General features: G+C 56.2%; 14 protein-coding genes. 6 read left to right on the plus strand and 8 right to left on the minus strand.

Going from position 1 to position 19,996, the window contains the following annotated elements; translation table 11 throughout:
* Positions 1 to 7: 7 nt before the first annotated feature.
* The 3 genes from ACSOSI_RS24815 to ACSOSI_RS24825 all read right to left on the minus strand — a co-directional run bounded on the left by ACSOSI_RS24815 (position 8) and on the right by ACSOSI_RS24825 (position 3,378).
* Entirely contained in the window at positions 8 to 1,084 is a 1,077-nt protein-coding gene (locus ACSOSI_RS24815; RefSeq protein ID WP_017894363.1) for a mandelate racemase/muconate lactonizing enzyme family protein, read from the minus strand.
* A gap of 303 nt (positions 1,085 to 1,387) precedes the next feature.
* Entirely contained in the window at positions 1,388 to 1,849 is a 462-nt protein-coding gene (locus tag ACSOSI_RS24820) for an HIT family protein (protein WP_476706306.1), read from the minus strand.
* Between the two features lie 83 nt (positions 1,850 to 1,932).
* The gene (locus ACSOSI_RS24825) at positions 1,933 to 3,378 is read right to left on the minus strand and encodes an amidase (RefSeq protein WP_476706307.1); all 1,446 of its coding nucleotides are present in this window, start codon (positions 3,376 to 3,378) and stop codon (positions 1,933 to 1,935) included.
* A gap of 113 nt (positions 3,379 to 3,491) precedes the next feature.
* On the opposite strand from ACSOSI_RS24825, the gene ACSOSI_RS24830 reads away from it, so the two are divergent.
* Positions 3,492 to 4,403, plus strand: coding sequence for a LysR family transcriptional regulator (locus ACSOSI_RS24830; RefSeq protein WP_476707297.1), 912 nt, complete (start codon positions 3,492 to 3,494; stop codon positions 4,401 to 4,403).
* Here the strand turns inward: ACSOSI_RS24830 and ACSOSI_RS24835 are convergent, their stop codons facing one another.
* Entirely contained in the window at positions 4,404 to 4,808 is a 405-nt protein-coding gene (locus ACSOSI_RS24835) for an ASCH domain-containing protein (RefSeq protein ID WP_476706308.1), read from the minus strand.
* A gap of 135 nt (positions 4,809 to 4,943) precedes the next feature.
* On the opposite strand from ACSOSI_RS24835, the gene ACSOSI_RS24840 reads away from it, so the two are divergent.
* From ACSOSI_RS24840 to ACSOSI_RS24855, 4 genes are all read left to right on the plus strand, one after another.
* Complete coding sequence (locus tag ACSOSI_RS24840; RefSeq protein ID WP_476706309.1) at positions 4,944 to 5,786, plus strand: 23S rRNA (adenine(2030)-N(6))-methyltransferase RlmJ; 843 nt, start codon at positions 4,944 to 4,946, stop codon at positions 5,784 to 5,786.
* Between the two features lie 254 nt (positions 5,787 to 6,040).
* On the plus strand, positions 6,041 to 7,393 hold the full coding sequence (gorA, locus tag ACSOSI_RS24845; protein WP_112363549.1) for a glutathione-disulfide reductase: 1,353 nt from the start codon (positions 6,041 to 6,043) through the stop codon (positions 7,391 to 7,393).
* A 158-nt stretch (positions 7,394 to 7,551) separates the two neighbouring features.
* Positions 7,552 to 8,046 (plus strand): putative pterin-binding protein, encoded by a 495-nt coding sequence (locus tag ACSOSI_RS24850; protein WP_112363550.1) that lies wholly within the window; start codon positions 7,552 to 7,554, stop codon positions 8,044 to 8,046.
* Entirely contained in the window at positions 8,043 to 9,827 is a 1,785-nt protein-coding gene (locus tag ACSOSI_RS24855; RefSeq protein WP_476706310.1) for an ATP-binding response regulator, read from the plus strand. The genes ACSOSI_RS24850 and ACSOSI_RS24855 overlap by 4 nt, the downstream gene beginning before the upstream one ends.
* Here the strand turns inward: ACSOSI_RS24855 and ACSOSI_RS24860 are convergent.
* From ACSOSI_RS24860 to ACSOSI_RS24875, 4 genes are all read right to left on the minus strand, one after another.
* Positions 9,817 to 10,668 (minus strand): helix-turn-helix domain-containing protein, encoded by an 852-nt coding sequence (locus ACSOSI_RS24860; protein ID WP_012147410.1) that lies wholly within the window; start codon positions 10,666 to 10,668, stop codon positions 9,817 to 9,819. The two genes, ACSOSI_RS24855 and ACSOSI_RS24860, sit on opposite strands and share 11 nt — an antisense overlap.
* Before the next feature lie 470 nt (positions 10,669 to 11,138).
* Complete coding sequence (locus tag ACSOSI_RS24865) at positions 11,139 to 14,240, minus strand: autotransporter outer membrane beta-barrel domain-containing protein (protein WP_476706311.1); 3,102 nt, start codon at positions 14,238 to 14,240, stop codon at positions 11,139 to 11,141.
* Between the two features lie 68 nt (positions 14,241 to 14,308).
* Positions 14,309 to 17,410: an autotransporter outer membrane beta-barrel domain-containing protein gene (locus ACSOSI_RS24870; protein ID WP_476706312.1), complete on the minus strand. Its 3,102-nt coding sequence runs from the start codon at positions 17,408 to 17,410 to the stop codon at positions 14,309 to 14,311.
* Positions 17,411 to 17,815: 405 nt separating this feature from the next.
* Positions 17,816 to 18,451: a TetR/AcrR family transcriptional regulator gene (locus ACSOSI_RS24875; RefSeq protein WP_261437841.1), complete on the minus strand. Its 636-nt coding sequence runs from the start codon at positions 18,449 to 18,451 to the stop codon at positions 17,816 to 17,818.
* A 326-nt stretch (positions 18,452 to 18,777) separates the two neighbouring features.
* Between ACSOSI_RS24875 and ACSOSI_RS24880 the strand changes: the two genes are divergently transcribed.
* Positions 18,778 to 19,995, plus strand: coding sequence for a Tm-1-like ATP-binding domain-containing protein (locus tag ACSOSI_RS24880; protein ID WP_476706313.1), 1,218 nt, complete (start codon positions 18,778 to 18,780; stop codon positions 19,993 to 19,995).
* Position 19,996 lies beyond the last annotated feature (1 nt).

Consider the following 19,996-nt stretch of genomic DNA (forward strand, 5'->3'; position numbering starts at 1 on the left):
CCTGTCCCTATTTGATTTCTGTCAGAGATGCCGGGTTGAAATTAAAGCCCCAGCCTGCACCCGAGCGCGGAAAAGCGTAGCCGCCGTCAATGGTCATCGGGTTATCGATAATGCTGTCGATCCAGTCGAAAGATTCCGCACCGTAAGGGTTGGGGATAGTGCACAGCAGCGGCACGTCATAATCCTTGTAGTAATGCGGTAATACCGGCAGGTGATGGGCATGTGCCAGCATCGCCGACTCACGCCAGGGTTCAACGCCGCCGATGCGGATCAGATCCGGTTGCCATAAATCCAGCGCATTACGGGCGATCAAGGCCTTGAGCGGTTCCATGTCATATTCCCGCTCGCCCATTGCCAGTGCGATGCCGGTTTTCTGGCGCAACTGCTGATAGCCGTCAAAATCGGTATGCACCAAGGGTTCTTCGAACCAGTGGATGCCAATTTCTGCCGCCTGCGTCGATAACTTCAGCGCATCCGGCAGGGTCATCCCCTGATTGGCATCCATCATGATTTTCATCCCGGGGCCAACCGCTTCCCGCACTTTGCGCAAACGCATGATGTCTTGCTCTACCTCCGGCGAACCCACCTTTATCTTCACGGCCTGCAAGCCACGCGCCTGGTATTCCAGCACTTCTTCCAGCAGTTCGGCCTCGCTGTATGACAACCAACCGCCACTGCCATACACCGGCACGCGATCGACGGTGTTGCCCAACATCTTCCAGATCGGCTGTTGCAGGGTCTTACCCCATGCGTCCCACATCGCAACATTGAGCGTTGCCGCCGCCCACTTCTGCAAACCGTTGTGGCCAAAGTATTCGTGCTCTGCCGCCACGTCCCGCAGGAATTTACCGGTCTGCCAACAGTGATAACCCACGGCAAACTGTTGGAGATCTTTCATTGCTCCGGCAATGGCCTCGGGCGAATAGTGGAAAGAAAGCAAATACCCTTCGCCAGTGATGCCACTGGCCAGCACCACTTCGGCAACCACAAAGGAAATTTCATTGATGTAATGAGTGGAATCCGCGATAGGGCGAGATAAAGGTGATACGGCTCGATAGAGATTGACCTGTTTTATTTTGTCCATTGGCATACTCCAAAGTCGGCACAGGAATTAAAAACCTATTAAAACAAACGACTAAGTGACTTCACTGTCTGTAACCCTCGATGCAAAGCAACGATACACCGATATATCGGTTGATGCAAAAACAAACAACCCTAAAGGAGATCTCGTTAACAAAAACTATTGGCAGACAGGGTGAGGGTTTGGCATGAACAATCGTATCTGGATCCAACCCACAGCGGGCTGCACTAGCAGTGCACGAAATTTTCTGCCGAATGGCGGAAACCGGCGCAGGAAAATCAATGGCCGGTGTTGATGGATAGTGCCTTAAACCGCACTCTGGCGGATCTGCGCCGCCAGGGCGGCCAGACGATCGTCGTCGGCACGGGCAGCGTCGTGGGAAGACAGGTAACCTTCGTAGCGGTCGAAGAACTTCGTCGATTTCGACTCAATCGGCTGCCATTGTTCCAGTGCTGCGGTGCCGTGCATCGGGATCAGCTTGGCGTGCAGGTGATCGACGCCAAAGCCTTCGAACACCATGCCGCAGCGGCCCACATCGTCAAACGCCCGGTCGAGCAACTGCGCCACCCGTTTGGTCGCCAGCATCAGTTTGCTCAGCACTTCGTCCGGTACGGCAAAAGCGTAACTCTCGTAGTGCGCCTTGGGGATCACCACGCTGAAACCCTCGGTATTCGGAAAGATGGAAAGGAACGCCATGTGGCCGTCGTCCTCCCAAATTTTATGGCACGGCACCCGGCCTGCCACCATTTCACAAAATATGCAGCTCATCACGCCTCCTGAATCCAGCGACGAGCCGACGGCCCGCCGCAAAAAACCTTTAGCAACATAGCCGATATTTTGCCTTTTGACTGCTACGGCCGTGCATTTCCCGCCCAAATCGCAGGACGTCGCTGCTGCCAGGGTGCCGCCCGCTCCAGTTGGCCGGCCAGTTGCAGCAGCAAATCTTCACGGCCAAAACCGGCGACGAATTGCATGCCAATCGGCAGGTTATGCTGCGCATCATGCGCCAACGGCACCGACATCGCCGGCACGCCCGCCACGTTAAATACCGGCGTAAACGGCGAGTGATCGAATAAATGCGCCGTCCACTCCAGGCCGCTCATCTCCGCCGCTCCTGTGCCGTAACGGCCAATCCGCCAGGGCAAGTCGGGCAGAGTTGGGGTCAGCAGCAGGTCATACTGCTGAAAATAAGCCGCGACGCCGCGAGTCACCCGATTACGCACCTCAAGCGCAGCGACCATATCCACCGCCCTGGCAGCCAAACCGTAGCGGTAACAGGCCAGCGTTTCCGGCTCCAGCGTTTCGGTTGAAATCGGCCGCCCGGTCGCCTGGCTCAGGCCATCTAGCCAACCGACCAGATTGGCACACCAGATTTGCGCATTGGCGAACACCAGCTCCTGCCAACTGACGCCGATCGCCATATCCACTTCGCTAACCTGATGGCCCAACTCACTCAGCAGCACGCCAGTGTCGGCCGTGGCCTGGGCAATCTGTGGATCGGTTTTGCCGCCGTTCCACGCCTGAGTCATCATGCCGATGCGCAGTCGGCCGGGTTCTGACGTGACCTGTGACAGCCAACTCTGTGCCGGAGGCGCGGTGTAATAGGGTTCGCCGGGATGTGGATGCTGCAGGGCATCCAGCAAGGCCGCGCTGTCACGTACCGAACGGCTTAGCCCCAGTTGGACGCCAAAACCGTTGAACACTTCATCCATTGCCGGGCCATGCGATACCCGGCCACGCGTCGGTTTGAGTCCGAACAGCCCATTCGACGAGGCAGGTACGCGGATCGAGCCGGCGGCGTCCGTAGCGTGAGCAATCGGCACGATCCCGGCAGCCACCGCCGCACCGGCTCCGCCGCTGGAACCGCCGGCGCTGAAATCCGGGTTCCAGGGATTGCGCGTCGCGCCGTAAAGCACCGCTTCGGTGGTGGTGCTGAACGCCATTTCCGGCGTGGTAGTGCGACCGAAAGTGACCAGCCCTGCTCGACGAATATTGCTCATCAGATAACTGTCTGTAGTGGCAATATTACCCTGCGCCAACCGGCTGCCCAGTTCCGAGAGCTTACCGGCCATGCTGATGGCGATATCCTTAATCAGGAAAGGCACGCCAGACAGTGGGCCATCCCCCTCCGATAGCGGCTGCGTCCAATGTTCCACCACTGCGTTAATCGCCGGGTTCACCGCCTCAACCGCGGCCTGCGCCGTCTGCTGCAATTCTTGCGCACTTACTTCGCCGCGCTGTACCAGTTCGGCCAACCCCAGCGCATCGTAGCTAACGTACTCGCTCAATTTCATCATTTCGTCCTTATCCGTAGATCCGTAGCAGTTTCGTCGACTTTTCCGCCGTCCGTTCCACGGTAGTGGGATTAACGCTATAGTTGAAATTGATAGATTTAATATGAGGAATAGTTATCAACAATTTAAAGCGGGTCGATCTCAATTTATTGGTCACGCTGGAAGCGCTGCTCACAGAGCGCAGCGTAACCCGGGCGGCCGCACGCCTTAACCTGAGCCAACCCTCGGTCAGTATCCAGCTCGCCAAACTGCGCGAGATTTACCATGATCCCCTGCTATTGCCAGGCTCACGCGGCATGTTGCCGACGGCACGCGCACTCGGCCTGCTGACGCCGCTGCGCCAGACGCTGGCCGATCTCGGTCGTTTGGTGGCACCGGAACAGCCGTTTGATCCGCTGCAGGCCAAAATGACCTGGCAACTGGCCGCCGCCGATGCGGCCGAATATGCCATCCTGCTGCCGATGCTGCCCAAACTGCGGCTGGCGGCACCCCATTCCCGTCTGGCGATCCGCGAAGCGTCCCCCAAAAATATGAGCCGCAATCTGGCCGACGGCGTGATCGACCTGGGTTTTCTGGCCCGTGAAGAGGCGCCCGCCGAGTTGCGTCATCGCCCGTTGTTTCACGAGAATTACCTGCTGGTAGGCCGTCGTGACCACCCGTTATTGCAGACCCCGCCTACGCTCGAGCAGTTCTGCCAGTTGGAGTTTGTTATGGTTTCACAGGACGGGGGCGGTTTTCGTACCCTGACCGACACGCTGCTGGAAGCACAGGGATTAGCGCGGCGCGTTGTGATGTCGCTGCCGCACTTCCTGTTCATTCCCGCGCTGCTGGCAAAATCCGATATGGTCGCCATGCTGCCTTCACGCATGCTGGGGGAACTGCTCGGCAGTCTGCGCACCTGCCCGGTGCCGCTGGAACTACCCGGCTATGACATGGTGATGGTCTGGCATGAGCGATCGCACCTGGATCCGGCCCATAGCTGGCTGCGCGAGCAGGTGGTTGCCGCCCTGAAGTCATCAGCTGCGTAACTAGAGGACATCGACCAGGTCAAACTCTTCAAATACCAGCCACATTTGCGGCGAAAAAGTGCCTTCTCGGGTAAAAAACGCCTGATGTCCCTCACGCCAGAAGGCCAGGCTCTTATCCCCCTCGCCTTCCAGCGCGGCCATCTCGGCGGTGACATCACAGTAACGAGTCAGCCTCAGTGAAAGCGTTCTGATGACACAGGCGGGTTCACCCCGGCCATTAAGGATCACGTTATAATCCCCGACCATCGGTGATTTCTCTTGTTGATAGGTGACATAGGAACCACAGGTTGCGGTTTTGTCGCCGTCGAGCACCCGCTGCAACAGTTCGTCCGCCAGCGCCGGGCTGTCGCCGAATTGCCAGCGCGATGCGCCGGGATACTTAGCCAGAATAGTCGATTCGGTCATTGTCCTGCTCCTTGATAGAGGGTCTGCGGTAACGCATTCCGGTTTTTCCCGCCCAGACAGTTTATACTGTGCAGAATATAAGCCTTTATTCTGTTCAGCACGCTCCGTCGGGAGCACAAGGAATTACCACAAGCCATGTTAAGTTACCGCCACAGTTTCCACGCCGGCAACCACGCCGACGTGCTCAAGCACACCGTTCAGAGCCTGATCATTGAATCGCTGAAAGAAAAAGACAAACCTTTCCTGTACCTGGATACCCATTCCGGCGCAGGGCGCTATCAGCTGAGCGGTGAGCACGCCGAGCGCACCGGGGAATACCTGGAAGGCATAGGTCTGCTGTGGCAACGTGACGATCTGCCGGAAGAGCTGGCGGCCTACATGGGAGTAGTGCACCACTTTAACCGTACCGAAAAGCTGCGCTACTACCCTGGCTCACCGCTGATTGCCCGTCAGCTGCTGCGCCCGCAGGATAAAATTCATCTGACCGAGCTGCACCCGAGCGACTTCCCACTGCTGCGCAGCGAATTTCAGAAGGACGAACGTGCCAAGGTGCAACGCGCCGATGGCTACCAACAGTTGAAATCCCAGTTGCCGCCACTGTCACGCCGTGGGCTGATCCTGATGGACCCGCCGTACGAGATGAAGACCGATTATCAGGACGTGATCAAAGGCCTGCAGGAAGGCTACAAGCGCTTTGCCACCGGCACTTACGCGCTGTGGTATCCGGTGGTCATGCGCCAGCAGATCAAACGTATGCTCAAAGAGCTGGAAGCCACCGGCATCCGCAATGTTCTGCAGATCGAACTGGCGGTAAAACCCGACAGCGACCAGCGCGGCATGACTGCCTCCGGCATGATCGTGATTAACCCGCCGTGGAAGCTGGAACAACAGATGAAAAACGTGCTGCCATGGCTGCACAAAATATTGGTGCCGTCGGGCCATGGTCACCATTTGGTGAACTGGGTGGTGCCGGAATAAGCTTCCGGGGCGCGGCCTGCCGCGCCTTTATACCCTATAGCTTTCAAGTTGCAGCTAGGCGGCCAACTCGCTCATCCCCAGGCGCTTACTTAAGTAAGTAACTGGGGTGAGCGAGTGCAGATAACAACGCTGCAACTTGAAAGATGACGGGTATACCCCACCTATCGCAACCATCGACGCAACCTTTGCGACAAACCTGCATCAGGCGTTAAACTCTTACGCTCTTCGATTCACACAATTCATGGAAATCCCAGATGACCAAACATTACGATTATCTAGCAATTGGCGGCGGCAGCGGCGGCATCGCATCGATCAACCGGGCAGCCATGTATGGCCAGAAATGCGCACTGATTGAAGCCAAAGAACTGGGCGGCACCTGCGTCAACGTGGGTTGTGTACCGAAAAAAGTTATGTGGCATGCGGCGCAAATCGCCGAGGCCATTCATATGTACGGCCCGGATTACGGTTTCGATACCACCGTCAATGCCTTTGACTGGAAAAAGCTGGTGGCTAACCGCACCGCTTATATCGACCGCATCCATAATTCCTACGACAACGTGCTGGGCAAAAACAAAGTCGACGTGATCAAAGGCTTTGCGCGCTTTATCGACGCTAACACGGTGGAAGTGAACGGTGAGAAAATCACCGCCGATCATATTCTGATCGCTACCGGCGGACGCCCAAGCCACCCAGACATTCCGGGCGCAGAATACGGCATCGACTCCGACGGTTTCTTCGAGTTGGACGCGATGCCAAAACGCGTTGCGGTCGTGGGCGCGGGCTACATCGCGGTGGAAATCGCCGGTGTGATGAACGCGCTGGGTGCCGAGACGCACCTGTTCGTGCGTAAACACGCGCCGCTGCGCAGCTTCGATCCGATGATTGTCGAAACCCTGGTGGAAGTGATGAACACCGAAGGGCCAAGCCTGCACACCGAATCGGTGCCGAAGGCCATCGTTAAAAACGCCGACGGCAGCCTGACATTGCAGTTGGAAAACGGCAAGGAATTCACCGTCGACAGCCTGGTGTGGGCAATCGGCCGTGAACCGGCGACCGATAACCTGAACCTGGCCGTTACCGGGGTGAAAACCAACGAAAATGGCTATATCGACGTCGATAAATACCAGAACACCAACGTAAAAGGCATTTACGCGGTGGGCGACAACACCGGTGCCGTTGAACTGACCCCGGTTGCCGTGGCCGCAGGCCGCCGTCTGTCCGAGCGTTTGTTTAACAACAAGCCGGAAGAACACCTGGATTACAGCAACATCGCCACCGTGGTGTTCAGCCACCCGCCGATCGGCACTATCGGCCTGACCGAACCGGAAGCAATCGAGAAATTCGGTGCGGACAGCGTGAAAGTGTATAAATCTTCATTTACCGCCATGTACAGCGCCGTAACGCAGCACCGTCAACCGTGCCGCATGAAGCTGGTGTGCGTGGGTAAGGAAGAGAAGATTGTTGGCCTGCACGGCATTGGCTTCGGCATGGACGAGATCCTGCAGGGCTTCGCCGTGGCGATTAAAATGGGCGCCACCAAAAAAGACTTCGACAACACCGTCGCGATCCACCCGACCGCTGCGGAAGAGTTTGTCACCATGCGTTAAGCGCAAAAATCAGCACAAACCGAGGCCAGGGCAATCCCTGGCCTTTTCTTTTCGTGCTCTTTGCCCTTTCCTTCAACACAAACTGTTATTTTCTGCCATTATTTTGCCTGATCAATGGGCGGAGCTCATGCAAGCATCCGCGACACGGGAGGACACCGATGCTGTTCAAGTTATTTAAAAACATCACGTTGGCATTTGTTGCGTTGATGGTCGTCCAATCCAGCGCGCTGAGTTTTACTCTGGAAGTCTCGGGCAACATCCAAAACACCACCGACCCGGTAAAGAAAAACTACCTGTTTACCGATAAACAACTGTTAGCGATGCCGGTGAGCAGCATCACCACCTCAACCTCCTGGACGCCGCAAAGAAAGTTCGAAGGGGTTGCCGTGGCAGACATTTTGGCGCGTGTGGGGGCCAAGGGCAGCACTCTGACGTTTTATGCGCTGAACGATTATTACATCGACGTGCCGCTGTCCGACGTCGAGAAATACAATATGATTTTGGCTTACAAGATGGACGGCGAAATGCTGAAGATCAGAAACTTCGGCCCGCTGTTTTTGGTTTATCCCAGGGATGCCGCAGGGCCTGAGTTGAATTCCCCGCTCTACAACTCACGCTTTATCTGGCAAGTGGACAGGATTGTGATCAAATGAAGCTCACAGGGTTTAAAAGCAACAGCAGGCTGGCGATCCCGGCTATTTTTGCCGCACTGTTTTTGGTTGCCTCTACGGTGACGCTGTATTACTACAGCGCAACCCTGTCAAAGAAGGGGCTGTATGCTATCGCCGGCACCCAGGAGAATTACTCCTGGTCGATCGCCAAGTTCTCCATCAAGCTGGCCGAGTTTGATACGCTGGTCGAACAGCTGAAAAATGCGCCGCAGGTGGATGCCGAGGATCTGCGGCTTAAATTTGAAATCCTTTACTCTCGCTTTTACGTGCTGGAAACGGTGTCCGAATCCACCCAGCCACTGTACGCCGAACCGGGTTATCCCGAGGTGGTCACGCACATGCGCGAGAAAATGGATCAGATTGATCATTTGCTCAACAGCCCGAAGATTGATTTCTCGTTGATTTCGCAGGCCATGAGGCAAATCAAGCCCTATGCGATTGAGATGGCCAACCTGACCGATCACGCTGAAGTGAAGCAGCGCACCGCCGCCTACGAAGACTATATCGAAAAACGACACATCATTTTTTATGGTCTGGTGATCGTGATGTTCTCGGTGATCGCGCTGATCGCCATCACCCTGATTGTGCTACGCCAGCAGCGCCTGACAATCCGGCAGCAGGCCAAAGCGATTGAGGCAGAGAAAGCCACTCGCACCAAAAACGCCTTCCTGGGGGCCATTGGTCACGAACTGCGCACCTCGCTGCAAAGTATTATGTCTGCCATTGATGTGCTGGTGAATACCAAGGTGTCGGCCGAACATGCGGACACCTTCCAACGTCTGGAAACTGCCGCGCAGCAAATTGAAAGCCAGATGAAAGATCTGACCGATTACGCGCACCTGGACAGCGGAATGATGGAGCTGCGCATCGCCCCCTTCGACGTCCAGCGACTGGTCGAGGAAACGGCTAATGAAATCAATACGCTGAGTCAGAAAGATCAGGTGACGCTGCTGTGTGAAGTGGAGTGCGGTCATCTGCAGATACATTCCGACCCACTGCGCATCAGGCAAATTATCGTCAACCTGCTGACCAACGCGTTCAAATATACCGAAAGCGGCACCATCACGCTGTATAGCAGCCTGCGGCGCCAGCCTAACGGCAATGCATTGATTATTGAGGTCACGGATACCGGTATCGGTATCGAAAAGGAGATGCTCGACCAGATATTCCAGCCCTTCACCCAGCTCGATCAGTCGCATACCCGGCAGTATGGCGGCGTCGGCATGGGGCTGGCGATTGTACACGGACTGGTCACGCTGCTCGACGGCAGCATTACCGTCTACAGTGAGCCCAAAAAAGGCAGCACCTTCATCGTCAGTATTCCGGTTGAAGTCAGCAACGAAGAACGGCTCGACGAAATACCTCACCACCACCAGGGCCTGCTGCAAAAACAGCGGCATATTTTGGTGGTTGATGACAACAAATCGGTGAGTGACGCCTTCGCGGCGCTGCTGGACAAGCTCGGCTATCAACATGAACTGTGCAATTCGTCGGAACGGGCGCTGCAAAAGCTGCTCCGTCGCCCTTATGACGCATTACTGCTGGATCTGCAAATGCCCGGCATTGACGGTGCCGCGCTGGCTAAACAATTACGCAGCCAACGTGGCCCCAACCGCGGTATTCCGATCGTGGGCATTAGCGCTTACACCCCGGAACAACTGTCTGCCGAACAGCGGGCGCTGTTCGACAATTACCTGATGAAGCCGGTCAGGCTGGACGCGTTGTCTTCCGCACTGGCTTCACTGCTGGCCGCTAAAGATTAAAACAGCGCAACAGTGCGGCTTCAATCACATGGAGCCGTACTGGCTTTTCATAAGGGCCCAGTACGTCATAGTCGCGCATCGCCCTGGCGATTTCAGATTCGCGCTGATCGGTCCCTAACTGGCCGGTGAGAACCAGAACCGGCGCATCCGGGTTATCCGAGGCGCGGATGGCTGCAATACATTGATCTGCCGTTTCCTGACCAATCAACCAGTCGACCACATAACCATCGAACAGGCTCTGCTGCAACGCCAGGTTAAAACTGCTGACATCATAAAATGCCACCGCATGAAAACCGCGGCTGTTTAGGTATTTGGTCAGCTCATCGGCCGCCTGATGTGAATCATCAAGTACCGCAATGCTCAGGCGCTCATCTTCGACGGCGGCTGAGCGAAGCTCGATCAGCTCCACGCAAAAACGCTGCCCCAGCGGCGCATCATCCGCACGATAAAGACACCATTGCCCCGCCTGCTGCAACGCGACATATTCCGACGAACGTCCGCCAACCAGCTCATGGCCGATATAAGCCACACAACCCAGTTCCACACCACCCACGTAAAAGATGGCATCTCGCACCATAGTTTGCGCAGAGATGACATTTTCAGGGCCGGTGTCCACGATCGCGGCAGGCGTTTCCCCTAATGCCGCAGCGACGTTGTTAATTTGCTCCAGAGTCCAGGGACTTTGCCCCTTCAGCTTACGATGCGCATGCGAAAAACTCAGATCCAGAATGCGGCTGAGCTCTTTGGCATGCTGACGCTTACCAATCCCATAATGTACAAACAGTTCCCTGACCCGGTTTGCTATCGACTGTGAATCGAATTTCTGGTGATTGTTATCCATTTTTTCCTTCGATTTTTTTTGCTGTTTTTTCAGTCGTTTTCATACTTGCCGTGCAAAAAAGCGATCCAAAACTGGTATATGGTACAATGTATAACCTAAACATTGCTTGACATACCACATTATATAGTCAAACATGGTATCAGAAGAGACACACAGCAACACCACAATAAAAATATAACAATAGTAAGATCGCATCACCAATAATCATAATGACACCAGGGAAAGCTCGTTTCAGTTACGACGTGAGAGAATGTATGCAATAGATCCTCGTCGTAATTTGGGCCGTAGCGCTAATCTGTTTTACCGCGTTTTGAACCGGGATCCGCAAGGGTCCCGTTTTTTTTGTCGTTTTTACCGCAAAGCGGCGTGATGCATCATACGTTTTCCCTCCGTCATCACCCCGTTAAAATCCCAAAAAATAGGGCCAGCAAGCTGGCCCAGTGTTCGTTAACAAAATTAAGATAGGGGGATCAGAACTTCCAGGTGAAACCGGCGTTGACGCTGTTGTCCTGGTAGTTTTGCGACAGCAACCCGCCGTAGCCCAGCGACAGCGTGGCGTTCTTGTTCACCGCCACTTCCGCACTGGCTTTCAGCACCGCACCGTCACGCGAGGCCGACACGCTGTTCACCACGAACGGGGAATTACCCCCGTTGAAACGCAGACCGGTGCCACGATCCAAATCGCCGTATTGATGCTGCCAACCCAGTTCGCTGCGCAGCGCCACCGACGTGGTTTTGCTCGCCTGCCACTCGGTATCCGCACGCAGCCCCAGCGTCGAGACGGTCGCGTCGGTGTGTTGCTTGTCACCCTGCAGCGCTGCCGCCCCGCCGTCCTCCGAGATACCGTTGTTCTGGAAGTTGATGTACGCCAGGTTGGCGAACGGCTCCAGATTCACCCAATCGGCCTTCACGCTGTAACCCGCTTCGGCAAACACCTGCTCGGTGCGCGCACTGTATTTTGCGGTTTCCCGATCTGACTGCATGCCGTAATTGACCGAACGCGAGGTATCGAAGCGGTGCCAGGTGTAGCCACCGCCGGCACGCAGCGCCAGTTCACCGAACTGTTTGCCGCCATACACTGCCAGGTGGTAGTTGTCGCTGTCGGCATTGGAGCCGTAGCCGCCGTCCAGCGAGGTGCGGGTGTAGCCGGTTGCCACCCCTAACCGCCAGTCGTCCGCCAGCGCCGAGTCCAGCCCCACCAGCACGCCGTAGGTCGATGCCTGATAGCCCGTCGCATTGGCATCGCCCGACGCATGGTCCCAGACTCCCAGCAGTTGCGCCCAGGCACCGCCGTCGTCGTCCGCCTTGATGTCCGGCGAGGTTGCCAGCCCTTCCGCCTGCCGCAGACGGCCGTTCAGCGCATCACGCAGATAACGGCTGTCGTTAACCTGTGCCGAGGCAATATCCGCATGGATCTGCCCGGACAGTTGACGGAATGCCTGACGCGCTTCCCCTGTAGAGCCAGCATTGAGGATGCTCTCGTACACCGGGTTGCCCGCCGCCAGGGCATCCGCCGCTGCCGCTACCGCGCGCTCGTTCTGAGTTGCTGCCACGCTGGCAAAGGAGGTGTCATTACGGCCAACGTTCAGCGTGACCTGATTCGGTTGATAAGTCAGCCCGGTACCCAGGAACAGGTAGTTTGGAGCCACCGAATCAAACTGCCCGCTGATACCCTGCTGAGCGGTCAGAATGTTGTACTGCTGGCCCAGCAGGCTGCGGACTTCGCTTTGCGACAGCAGATTAGTGCTGTTCTCCAGCGAAACAGCGACTTCACCGCCACCGATCGTTGCCGATCCGCTGCTTTGGATCCGATCGCTCTGGCCGTTGGGTGCCACTTCCACCGCATAACGGGAACCCGGCTCAAAACTGACGTTACGCGTCACGTTCAGCGTGCCGATCGAGTTGCCCGGTGCCACGGTACCGCCGCTGCGGGCGGTCAGTGAACCGACCGTGCCGGAACCACTCAGCACGCCGCTGTTTTGCACCGTGACGTCTGATGTGACCGAACCGTTAACCGCCAGCAGGCCGGTATTTACCCAGGTCGGGCCGGAATAGGTATTGGTGCCGGTCAGTACCAGCGCACCCTGGCCTTCCTTGGTCAGGCCACCATGGCCGTAGATGTCATTGGAATAGACCTCCACCGAACAGTGGTAGTCATCACAAATACGAGCCTGCAGCGTGCCTTGATCGATTTGCGCCCCGAAGCCGGGAATGTTGGCGACAAACTGTGACGAGCCGTAAGCCACGCCTGTCGGATCCGGAATGCGGAACTCTTCAGGAATATCTTCGACGGTATAGAACATGCCCGGGCCGTTAATCGCCTTGCCCAGATTGATCATCCCCCAGCCGTACAGCGCATCGATCCCCGGTGCGCCCATATCGGTGGCGGTGGTCTTCAACACGTCGGCAATTTGCGCCGACGTCATGTACGGGAAACGCTGCAGTAACACGGCAACCGCGCCGGTCACGTGCGGCGTCGCCATTGAGGTCCCATTTTTATTGCCATAATCCGAGACCAGTTGATTCGGATCGGAACCGTTGGCCACGGTACTGTAGATTTTACTGCCCGGTGACGAGACGCAGAAACTGGCGGTATAGCCGCAGCGTGAAGAGAAGCTGCTGATGGTATAAGGCACGCTGTTGGTGGAGGCATCATCCTGTGCGACGCTGGCAACCGACAGCCAGTTAGGCGCAATATCCGGCACGAAATAGGCCAGACCGCTGATCACGTCAGGTTGGTTGTAGTTGCCGTCGTTACCGGCGGCGAACAAGACCAAAATGTTTTTGCGTGCCGCATCGATCGCGCCCTGATAACCCGCTCCCGCCAGGCTGCCCAGCAGTGGTTTCACCTGATCAAACTGTTCCTGTGCGTCTTTCAGTTCGAAATGCAGCGCGTCTGGTTTTTTGCCATTATCCGATAAGAAATCGGGAATACTGACTCCCCAACTGTTATTGATAACCCGCACGCCATTGTTGATCATCGCCTGCCAACCGGCGTTGGTTACGCTACCATCCAGCCCGAGGAATTCGCCATAGGCCGGGCCATCATTGTCGTTATCAACGCTGATTATCTGTGAATCAAAGGCCACGCCATGCATACCGATGCCGTCACGATTGGCCCCGCTGATGCCGGCCACGTGTACGCCGTGGTTACTCAGCATACCCTGTGAACCACTGTAGAAATGGAAGGTGCCGTCGAAGTAAAAACGATCGCCGGCCTTAATCCCCTCCCGATGCGGATCGGTATAGGCGCGGTTCCCCTGGGTCACCACGTTCACCAGTTTGCCGTCACCGGCGAATTCAGGGTGCTTGTTCACCGGGGTATCAAAGATGCCCACCTTTTGCCCTTTACCGGTATAACCCGCGGCATAGGCCTCGTCAGCGTGAATGGCCCCCAACCCCCAGTTGGCGTTGAATTCATTACTACGCCAGCTTGCCGGATCGCCTGACTTACCGCCTTCCGTATAGGGCGCTGCCTGTACGCCACCGGCCGCCAACAGCGCGCACAGCAAGGCGTTCAGTTTCCATGTCGGCGTCAATGCCGGTTTATTCTTTCCTGTAGCTTGCTTCATTCCCTTATCCTTTTTGTTTTAGTCAAACCGCCCCCCGACGAGGCGGTTTGTCCCTCTGTTTTTTAAGATCAGAATTTCCAGGTGAAGCCAGCGTTGACGCTGTTGTCCTGGTAGTTTTGCGACAGCAACCCGCCGTAGCCCAGCGACAGCGTGGCGTTCTTGTTCACCGCCACTTCCGCACTGGCTTTCAGCACCGCACCGTCACGCGAGGCCGACACGCTGTTCACCACGAACGGGGAATTACCCCCGTTGAAGCGCAGCCCGGTGCCGCGATCCAAATCGCCGTACTGATGCTGCCAGCCCAGTTCGCTGCGCAGCGCCACGCTGGTGGTTTTGCTCGCCTGCCACTCGGTATCCGCACGTAGCCCCAGCGTCGATACCGTGGCGTCGGTGTGCTGTTTGTCGCCGTGTAGCGCCGCCGCCCCGCCGTCCTCCGAGATACCGTTGTTCTGGAAGTTGATGTACGCCAGGTTGGCGAACGGCTCCAGATTCACCCAATCGGCCTTCACGCTGTAACCCGCTTCGGCAAACACCTGCTCGGTGCGCGCACTGTATTTCGCGGTTTCCCGATCTGACTGCATGCCGTAATTGACCGAACGTGAGGTATCGAAGCGGTGCCAGGTGTAGCCACCGCCGGCACGCAGCGCCAGTTCACCGAACTGTTTGCCGCCGTATACCGCCAGGTGGTAGTTGTCGCTGTCGGCATTCGAGCCGTAGCCGCCGTCCAGCGAGGTGCGGGTGTAACCGGTCGCCACCCCCAGCCGCCAGTCGTCCGCCAGCGCCGAGTCCAGCCCCACCAGCACGCCGTAGGTCGATGCCTGATAGCCGGTGGCATTGGCGTCACCCGACGCATGGTCCCAGGCTCCCAACAGCTGCGCCCAGGCACCGCCGTCGTCGTCCGCCTTGATGTCCGGCGAGGTTGCCAGCCCTTCCGCCTGCCGCAGACGGCCGTTCAGCGCATCACGCAGATAACGGCTGTCGTTCACCTGCGCCGAGGCGATATCCGCGTGGATCTGCCCGGACAGCTGACGGAATGCCTGCCGCGCTTCCCCTGTAGAGCCAGCATTGAGGATGCTCTCGTACACCGGGTTGCCTGCCGCCAGGGCATCCGCCGCTGCCGCTACCGCACGCTCATTCTGAGTGGCGGCCACGCTGGCAAAACTGGTGTCGTTACGGCCAACGTTCAGCGTGACCTGATTGGGTTGATAGGTTAGTCCCGCGCCCAGGAAGGGAGAGAAAGTTGAAGTGGAAGCAAACTGCCCACTGATACCCTGCTGGGCGGTCAGAATGTCGTACTGGCGGCCCAGCAGGCTGCGGACTTCACTTTGCGACAGCAGGTTGGCGTTTTGTTCCTGCAACACCACGACTTCACCGCCGCCGATCGTCGCCGATCCGCTGCTTTGGATCCGATCGCTCTGGCCATTGGGTGCCACTTCCACCGCATAGCGGGAACCCGGCTCGAAGCTGACGTTACGCGTCACGTTCAGCGTGCCGATCGAGTTGCCCGGTGCCACGGTACCGCCGCTGCGGGCGGTCAGTGAACCGACCGTGCCGGAACCGCCCAGCACGCCGGCGTTTTGCACCGTGACGTCGGAAGTCACCGAGCCGTTAATTGCCAGCAGGCCCTGATTGATCAGCGTCGGCCCCGCGTAGCTGTTGTTGCCGGTCAGCACCAGGGTACCGATACCCTGTTTGGTCAGGCCGCCGTGACCGGAAATGTTGTTGCTCCAGACATCCAATCCGCAATGCGTATCGTCACACACGCGCTCGGTCGGTTTGCCCTTGTCCAGCACCGCACCGACGCCCGGCAGATTCACCACGAACTGCTCCGGGCCGTAAGCGCCGCTAACCCGAAACTCTTCAGGAATATCCTGCTCGGTAACAAACATGCCCGGACCGTTAATCGCCTTGCCCAGATTGATCATCCCCCAGCCGTACAGCGCATCGATACCCGGTGCGCCCATATCGGTGGTGGTGGTCTTCAGCACCGAGGCAACCTGTGCGCCGGTCATGTACGGGAAGCGCTCCATCAGCACCGCAATGCTGCCGGCCACGTGTGGCGCCGCCATTGAGGTCCCGCTGTATTTGGCGTAACCGGTGGTCAGGTTATCTACGCTGTTGCCTTCGATGATTGAGCTGTAAACCTTGCTGCCCGGCGCGGCAACGCAGAAGCTGGCGGTATAGCCACAGCGGGAGGAGAAGGTGCTGATGCTGTAGTCGCCGGTGTTATTCGGATCCTGCAGACTGGCGACCGACAGCCAGTTAGGGGCTATCTCCGGCACGAAATAGGCCAGCCCGGCCATGGCGTCCGGGTTATTGAGGTTGTAATCGTTACCGGCGGCAAAAATGGTGACGATGCCGCTGCGTGCCGCATCGATTGCCCCCTGATAAGCGCCACCGGCTTTTGTGCCGAGGATCTGTTTGATTTGATCGAATTGCTTTTGCGCGTCGGCGAGCGTGAAGTGGGGATAGGCCGGATCCTTGCCGCCCTGATCAAACTTCTCAGTGATGCCAATACCCCAGCTGTTGTTGATAATGCGCGCGCCGCTGGCGATCAACGCATCCCAGCCGGCCTGGTACACCGCGCCATCGTTACCGAGAATGATGCCGTCTTCCGGCCCGGGGTCGCCGTTTTCCGCGCTGATGATTTGTGCGTTGAACGCCACGCCGTGCATCTCGCCACCATCGCGGTTGCCGGCAGCAATGCCGCCCACATGGGTGCCGTGTGAACCCAGAGTGCCGTCGGAATCCACGCTCGGCGTACCGTCATAGCGGAATACGTCGCCTTTTTTTACCGGAATGTAGGGATCGGTGTATTCGCGAATGCCAGTCGTCACCAGATTGATCACTTTGCCCTGGCTGGCAAACTCCGGATGTTTGGCATACACCGGTTGATCGAAAATGCCGAGTTTTACGCCTTTCCCGCTATAACCGGCGGCATAGGCCTGATCGGCGTGGATCGCTCCCAGCCCCCATTCGGCGTTAAATTCATTACTGCGCCAACTCGCAGGATCGCCCGGCTTACCGCTCTCTACATAAGGTGCAGCCTGCGCTCCACCGATCGCCACCAGACAAAAAAGCACAGCACTCCACTGTGCGCGATTAACACCAATTTCAGGCCAGCCGAAGGCCGCCTGAACAGGCTTGACTCCTCTACGTCTATTTTCCATCCCAGATACCGTCCATTGTTGTTTGCAAATGTCTTATTGATTTTTTTGTGTAACAGTTTCGTAACACCAAATAAATAAAGCACAACAATCTCAAGCGCGCCTAATGGGTCAATGGGCGAAATGACCTAAACGGCAAACCTAAGGATCGAGAAAACAGGGGAAAGGCATAAGGATCTTCGATGGCTATCACCAGCGAGAAGCGTGAATTTAGGGTGTTGAGGATAAAATATAATTCAATGAAAAATAGGGATAATAGAGACAAAAAAGGCCGCAGGGACATCTCCATGCGGCCGGTAAAAAAATGCTTAAGACGCTCTTTTTATCAGTTTTAATTATAACTATTGCCAATACTCACTCAGTGAAATGTGCTGGTTTTCGCCGAGAATGACCGTAAAAATTGGACTATCATGCTAGTGGTTTTCTGCTGTTCATCGCATCTTCTTCAGCCTGGCGAATAATGGCTTTCGCCATCCATTGCGTCACATCCTGGATGCCACCGAGATCCAGTCCCCAAATATCTTTCAGTACCAGAAAAACTTCCGAACCATAGATCAGCGAGAAAGAATGAATCACCCGCTGTAACGCCTCGGGCGGTAGTTTATCCTGCAACGGCTCAACTGCCAGATTCAGCAGGCGTTTGCGGTTGCCGCGGACGAACTTTTCAACAGGTTTAATGTTGCTCGATTGTGCCTCGGCCCATTGCTGGAGGGACAATAGCAATGCCGCGCGCAAAGCTCCCTCATGTTGCTCCATTTGCGGATAAGCAAAACTCAGTAATTGTTGGATCCGCGCCCCGGCATCATTGTCTATCGGCCGCCATTCAAGAATAGGTCCCAAACTCTCTGCAACCACCGCCGTGATCAATGCGCTCTGAGTAGGAAAATAACGATAGGCCGTCGCGCGGGAAACCTGCGCGTGCTGGGCCAATTCAGTAATGGAGGGAAAGGCCCCACCATCGAACAATACCATCGCGCTGGCGAGCAACAGCTTGCGGGTTCTGGCTCGTGTATGAGTCAAATTTTCGGGTAGATTTAATGGCACGATGACCCCTTTCTCACCAATCTAACGCAGGCCAGAACAAGAGCTCAGGCAAATATAGCCCACTGTAACAAACTTGCCTGACTCTGTGCTATCCAGGAGAAGACGCAATTCTGTCCTTTCACTTAGCTAATGAGACATTAATCTCATTTTTCCATCAAACCCACTTGCATAAATGATACTACAGTCTCATTATGATGATGAATTCACCGACTACGCTCAGCAACCTTAGTCAGCACCAGGGATTCAATTTAGTTAACCAATTAAATTATAATAAAATTATCAAAAAGCGTGGCGGCCATCCGAACCTACAATTCAGGAACAGGCTAATGAACAATAATCAGGCAATCATCTATATTGCGACAACGGCGGATACTAAAGGACGAGAACTGGCTTATGTTCGCAGCCTGATCGCCGATACCGGATTACCCACGCTAACCGTCGATTTATCTACTCATCATATCCCGGCCAGCTACCCTGCCGATGTTTCCGCCGCCACCGTCGCCAGTTATCATCCTGAAGGCGAGAATGCCGTATTTTGTGACGACCGTGGTAAAGCCATTGCCGCCATGGCCATTGCTTTCGAGCGATTCATGCTCTCACGCCAGGATGTTGCAGCCCTGCTTGGCCTGGGCGGTTCCGGCGGTACCGCATTGATTACACCTGCCATGCAACAATTACCCATTGGTCTGCCAAAGCTGATGGTATCGACCATGGCTTCCGGTGACACTTCCGGCTATGTCGGTGCCAGCGATATTGGCATGTTGTACTCGGTTACCGACGTCGCCGGGCTGAATCGTATTTCCCGCCTCGTGCTGGGCAATGCCGCACATCAAATTGCCGGTGCCGTTCGCTTTGCCACACCGATTGATACAGACAGTAAACCTGCCGTTGGGCTTACCATGTTCGGTGTCACGACTCCCTGCATTCAGGCAGTAACTGCGGCAATTGAAAATGAGTGGGATTGCCTGGTATTTCATGCGACAGGCAGCGGTGGCCAGGCAATGGAAAAACTGGTCGACAGCCATCTGCTGAACGGGGTATTCGATTTAACCACCACCGAAGTCTGTGACCATCTGTTTGGCGGCGTGCTGGCCTGTACTGAAGATCGCTTCGACGCGATAGCCCGTACCGGCATTCCCTGCGTCATGTCCTGCGGTGCGCTGGATATGATCAACTTTGGTCATCCCGGTACCATCCCTGCTCGCTACGCCGAACGCCAGTTTTACAACCATAATGCCCAAGTGACGCTGATGCGGACTACACCAGAAGAAAATGCCCAAATGGGCCGCTGGATCGGCGAAAAGTTGAACGCATGCGCAGGGGAGATTCGCTTCCTGATCCCTGAAGGCGGTGTTTCAGCACTTGACTCACCCGGGCAGGCATTTTGGGATCCAGAGGCGTTGACCGCTTTCGTCAATGCGCTGGAAGCGACTTGGCAACCCAAAGAAAAACAGCGCCTAATCAAGATCCCTTACAACATCAACGATCCCCGCTTTGCCGACGCCGCCGTGCAACAGTTCCGGGAGATCTCTCATTCTTATTGAT

The sequence above is a fragment of the Serratia sp. AR11 genome, assembly GCF_056376275.1.

Coding starts and splice junctions, on each gene's coding strand:
- ACSOSI_RS24815 (WP_017894363.1), bottom strand. CDS start 1,084: ATGGACAAAATAAAACAGGTCAATCTCTATCGAGCCGTATCACCTTTA.
- ACSOSI_RS24820 (WP_476706306.1), bottom strand. CDS start 1,849: ATGAGCTGCATATTTTGTGAAATGGTGGCAGGCCGGGTGCCGTGCCAT.
- ACSOSI_RS24825 (WP_476706307.1), bottom strand. CDS start 3,378: ATGATGAAATTGAGCGAGTACGTTAGCTACGATGCGCTGGGGTTGGCC.
- ACSOSI_RS24835 (WP_476706308.1), bottom strand. CDS start 4,808: ATGACCGAATCGACTATTCTGGCTAAGTATCCCGGCGCATCGCGCTGG.
- ACSOSI_RS24840 (WP_476706309.1), top strand. CDS start 4,944: ATGTTAAGTTACCGCCACAGTTTCCACGCCGGCAACCACGCCGACGTG.
- gorA (WP_112363549.1), top strand. CDS start 6,041: ATGACCAAACATTACGATTATCTAGCAATTGGCGGCGGCAGCGGCGGC.
- ACSOSI_RS24850 (WP_112363550.1), top strand. CDS start 7,552: ATGCTGTTCAAGTTATTTAAAAACATCACGTTGGCATTTGTTGCGTTG.
- ACSOSI_RS24855 (WP_476706310.1), top strand. CDS start 8,043: ATGAAGCTCACAGGGTTTAAAAGCAACAGCAGGCTGGCGATCCCGGCT.
- ACSOSI_RS24860 (WP_012147410.1), bottom strand. CDS start 10,668: ATGGATAACAATCACCAGAAATTCGATTCACAGTCGATAGCAAACCGG.
- ACSOSI_RS24865 (WP_476706311.1), bottom strand. CDS start 14,240: ATGAAGCAAGCTACAGGAAAGAATAAACCGGCATTGACGCCGACATGG.
- ACSOSI_RS24870 (WP_476706312.1), bottom strand. CDS start 17,410: ATGGAAAATAGACGTAGAGGAGTCAAGCCTGTTCAGGCGGCCTTCGGC.
- ACSOSI_RS24880 (WP_476706313.1), top strand. CDS start 18,778: ATGAACAATAATCAGGCAATCATCTATATTGCGACAACGGCGGATACT.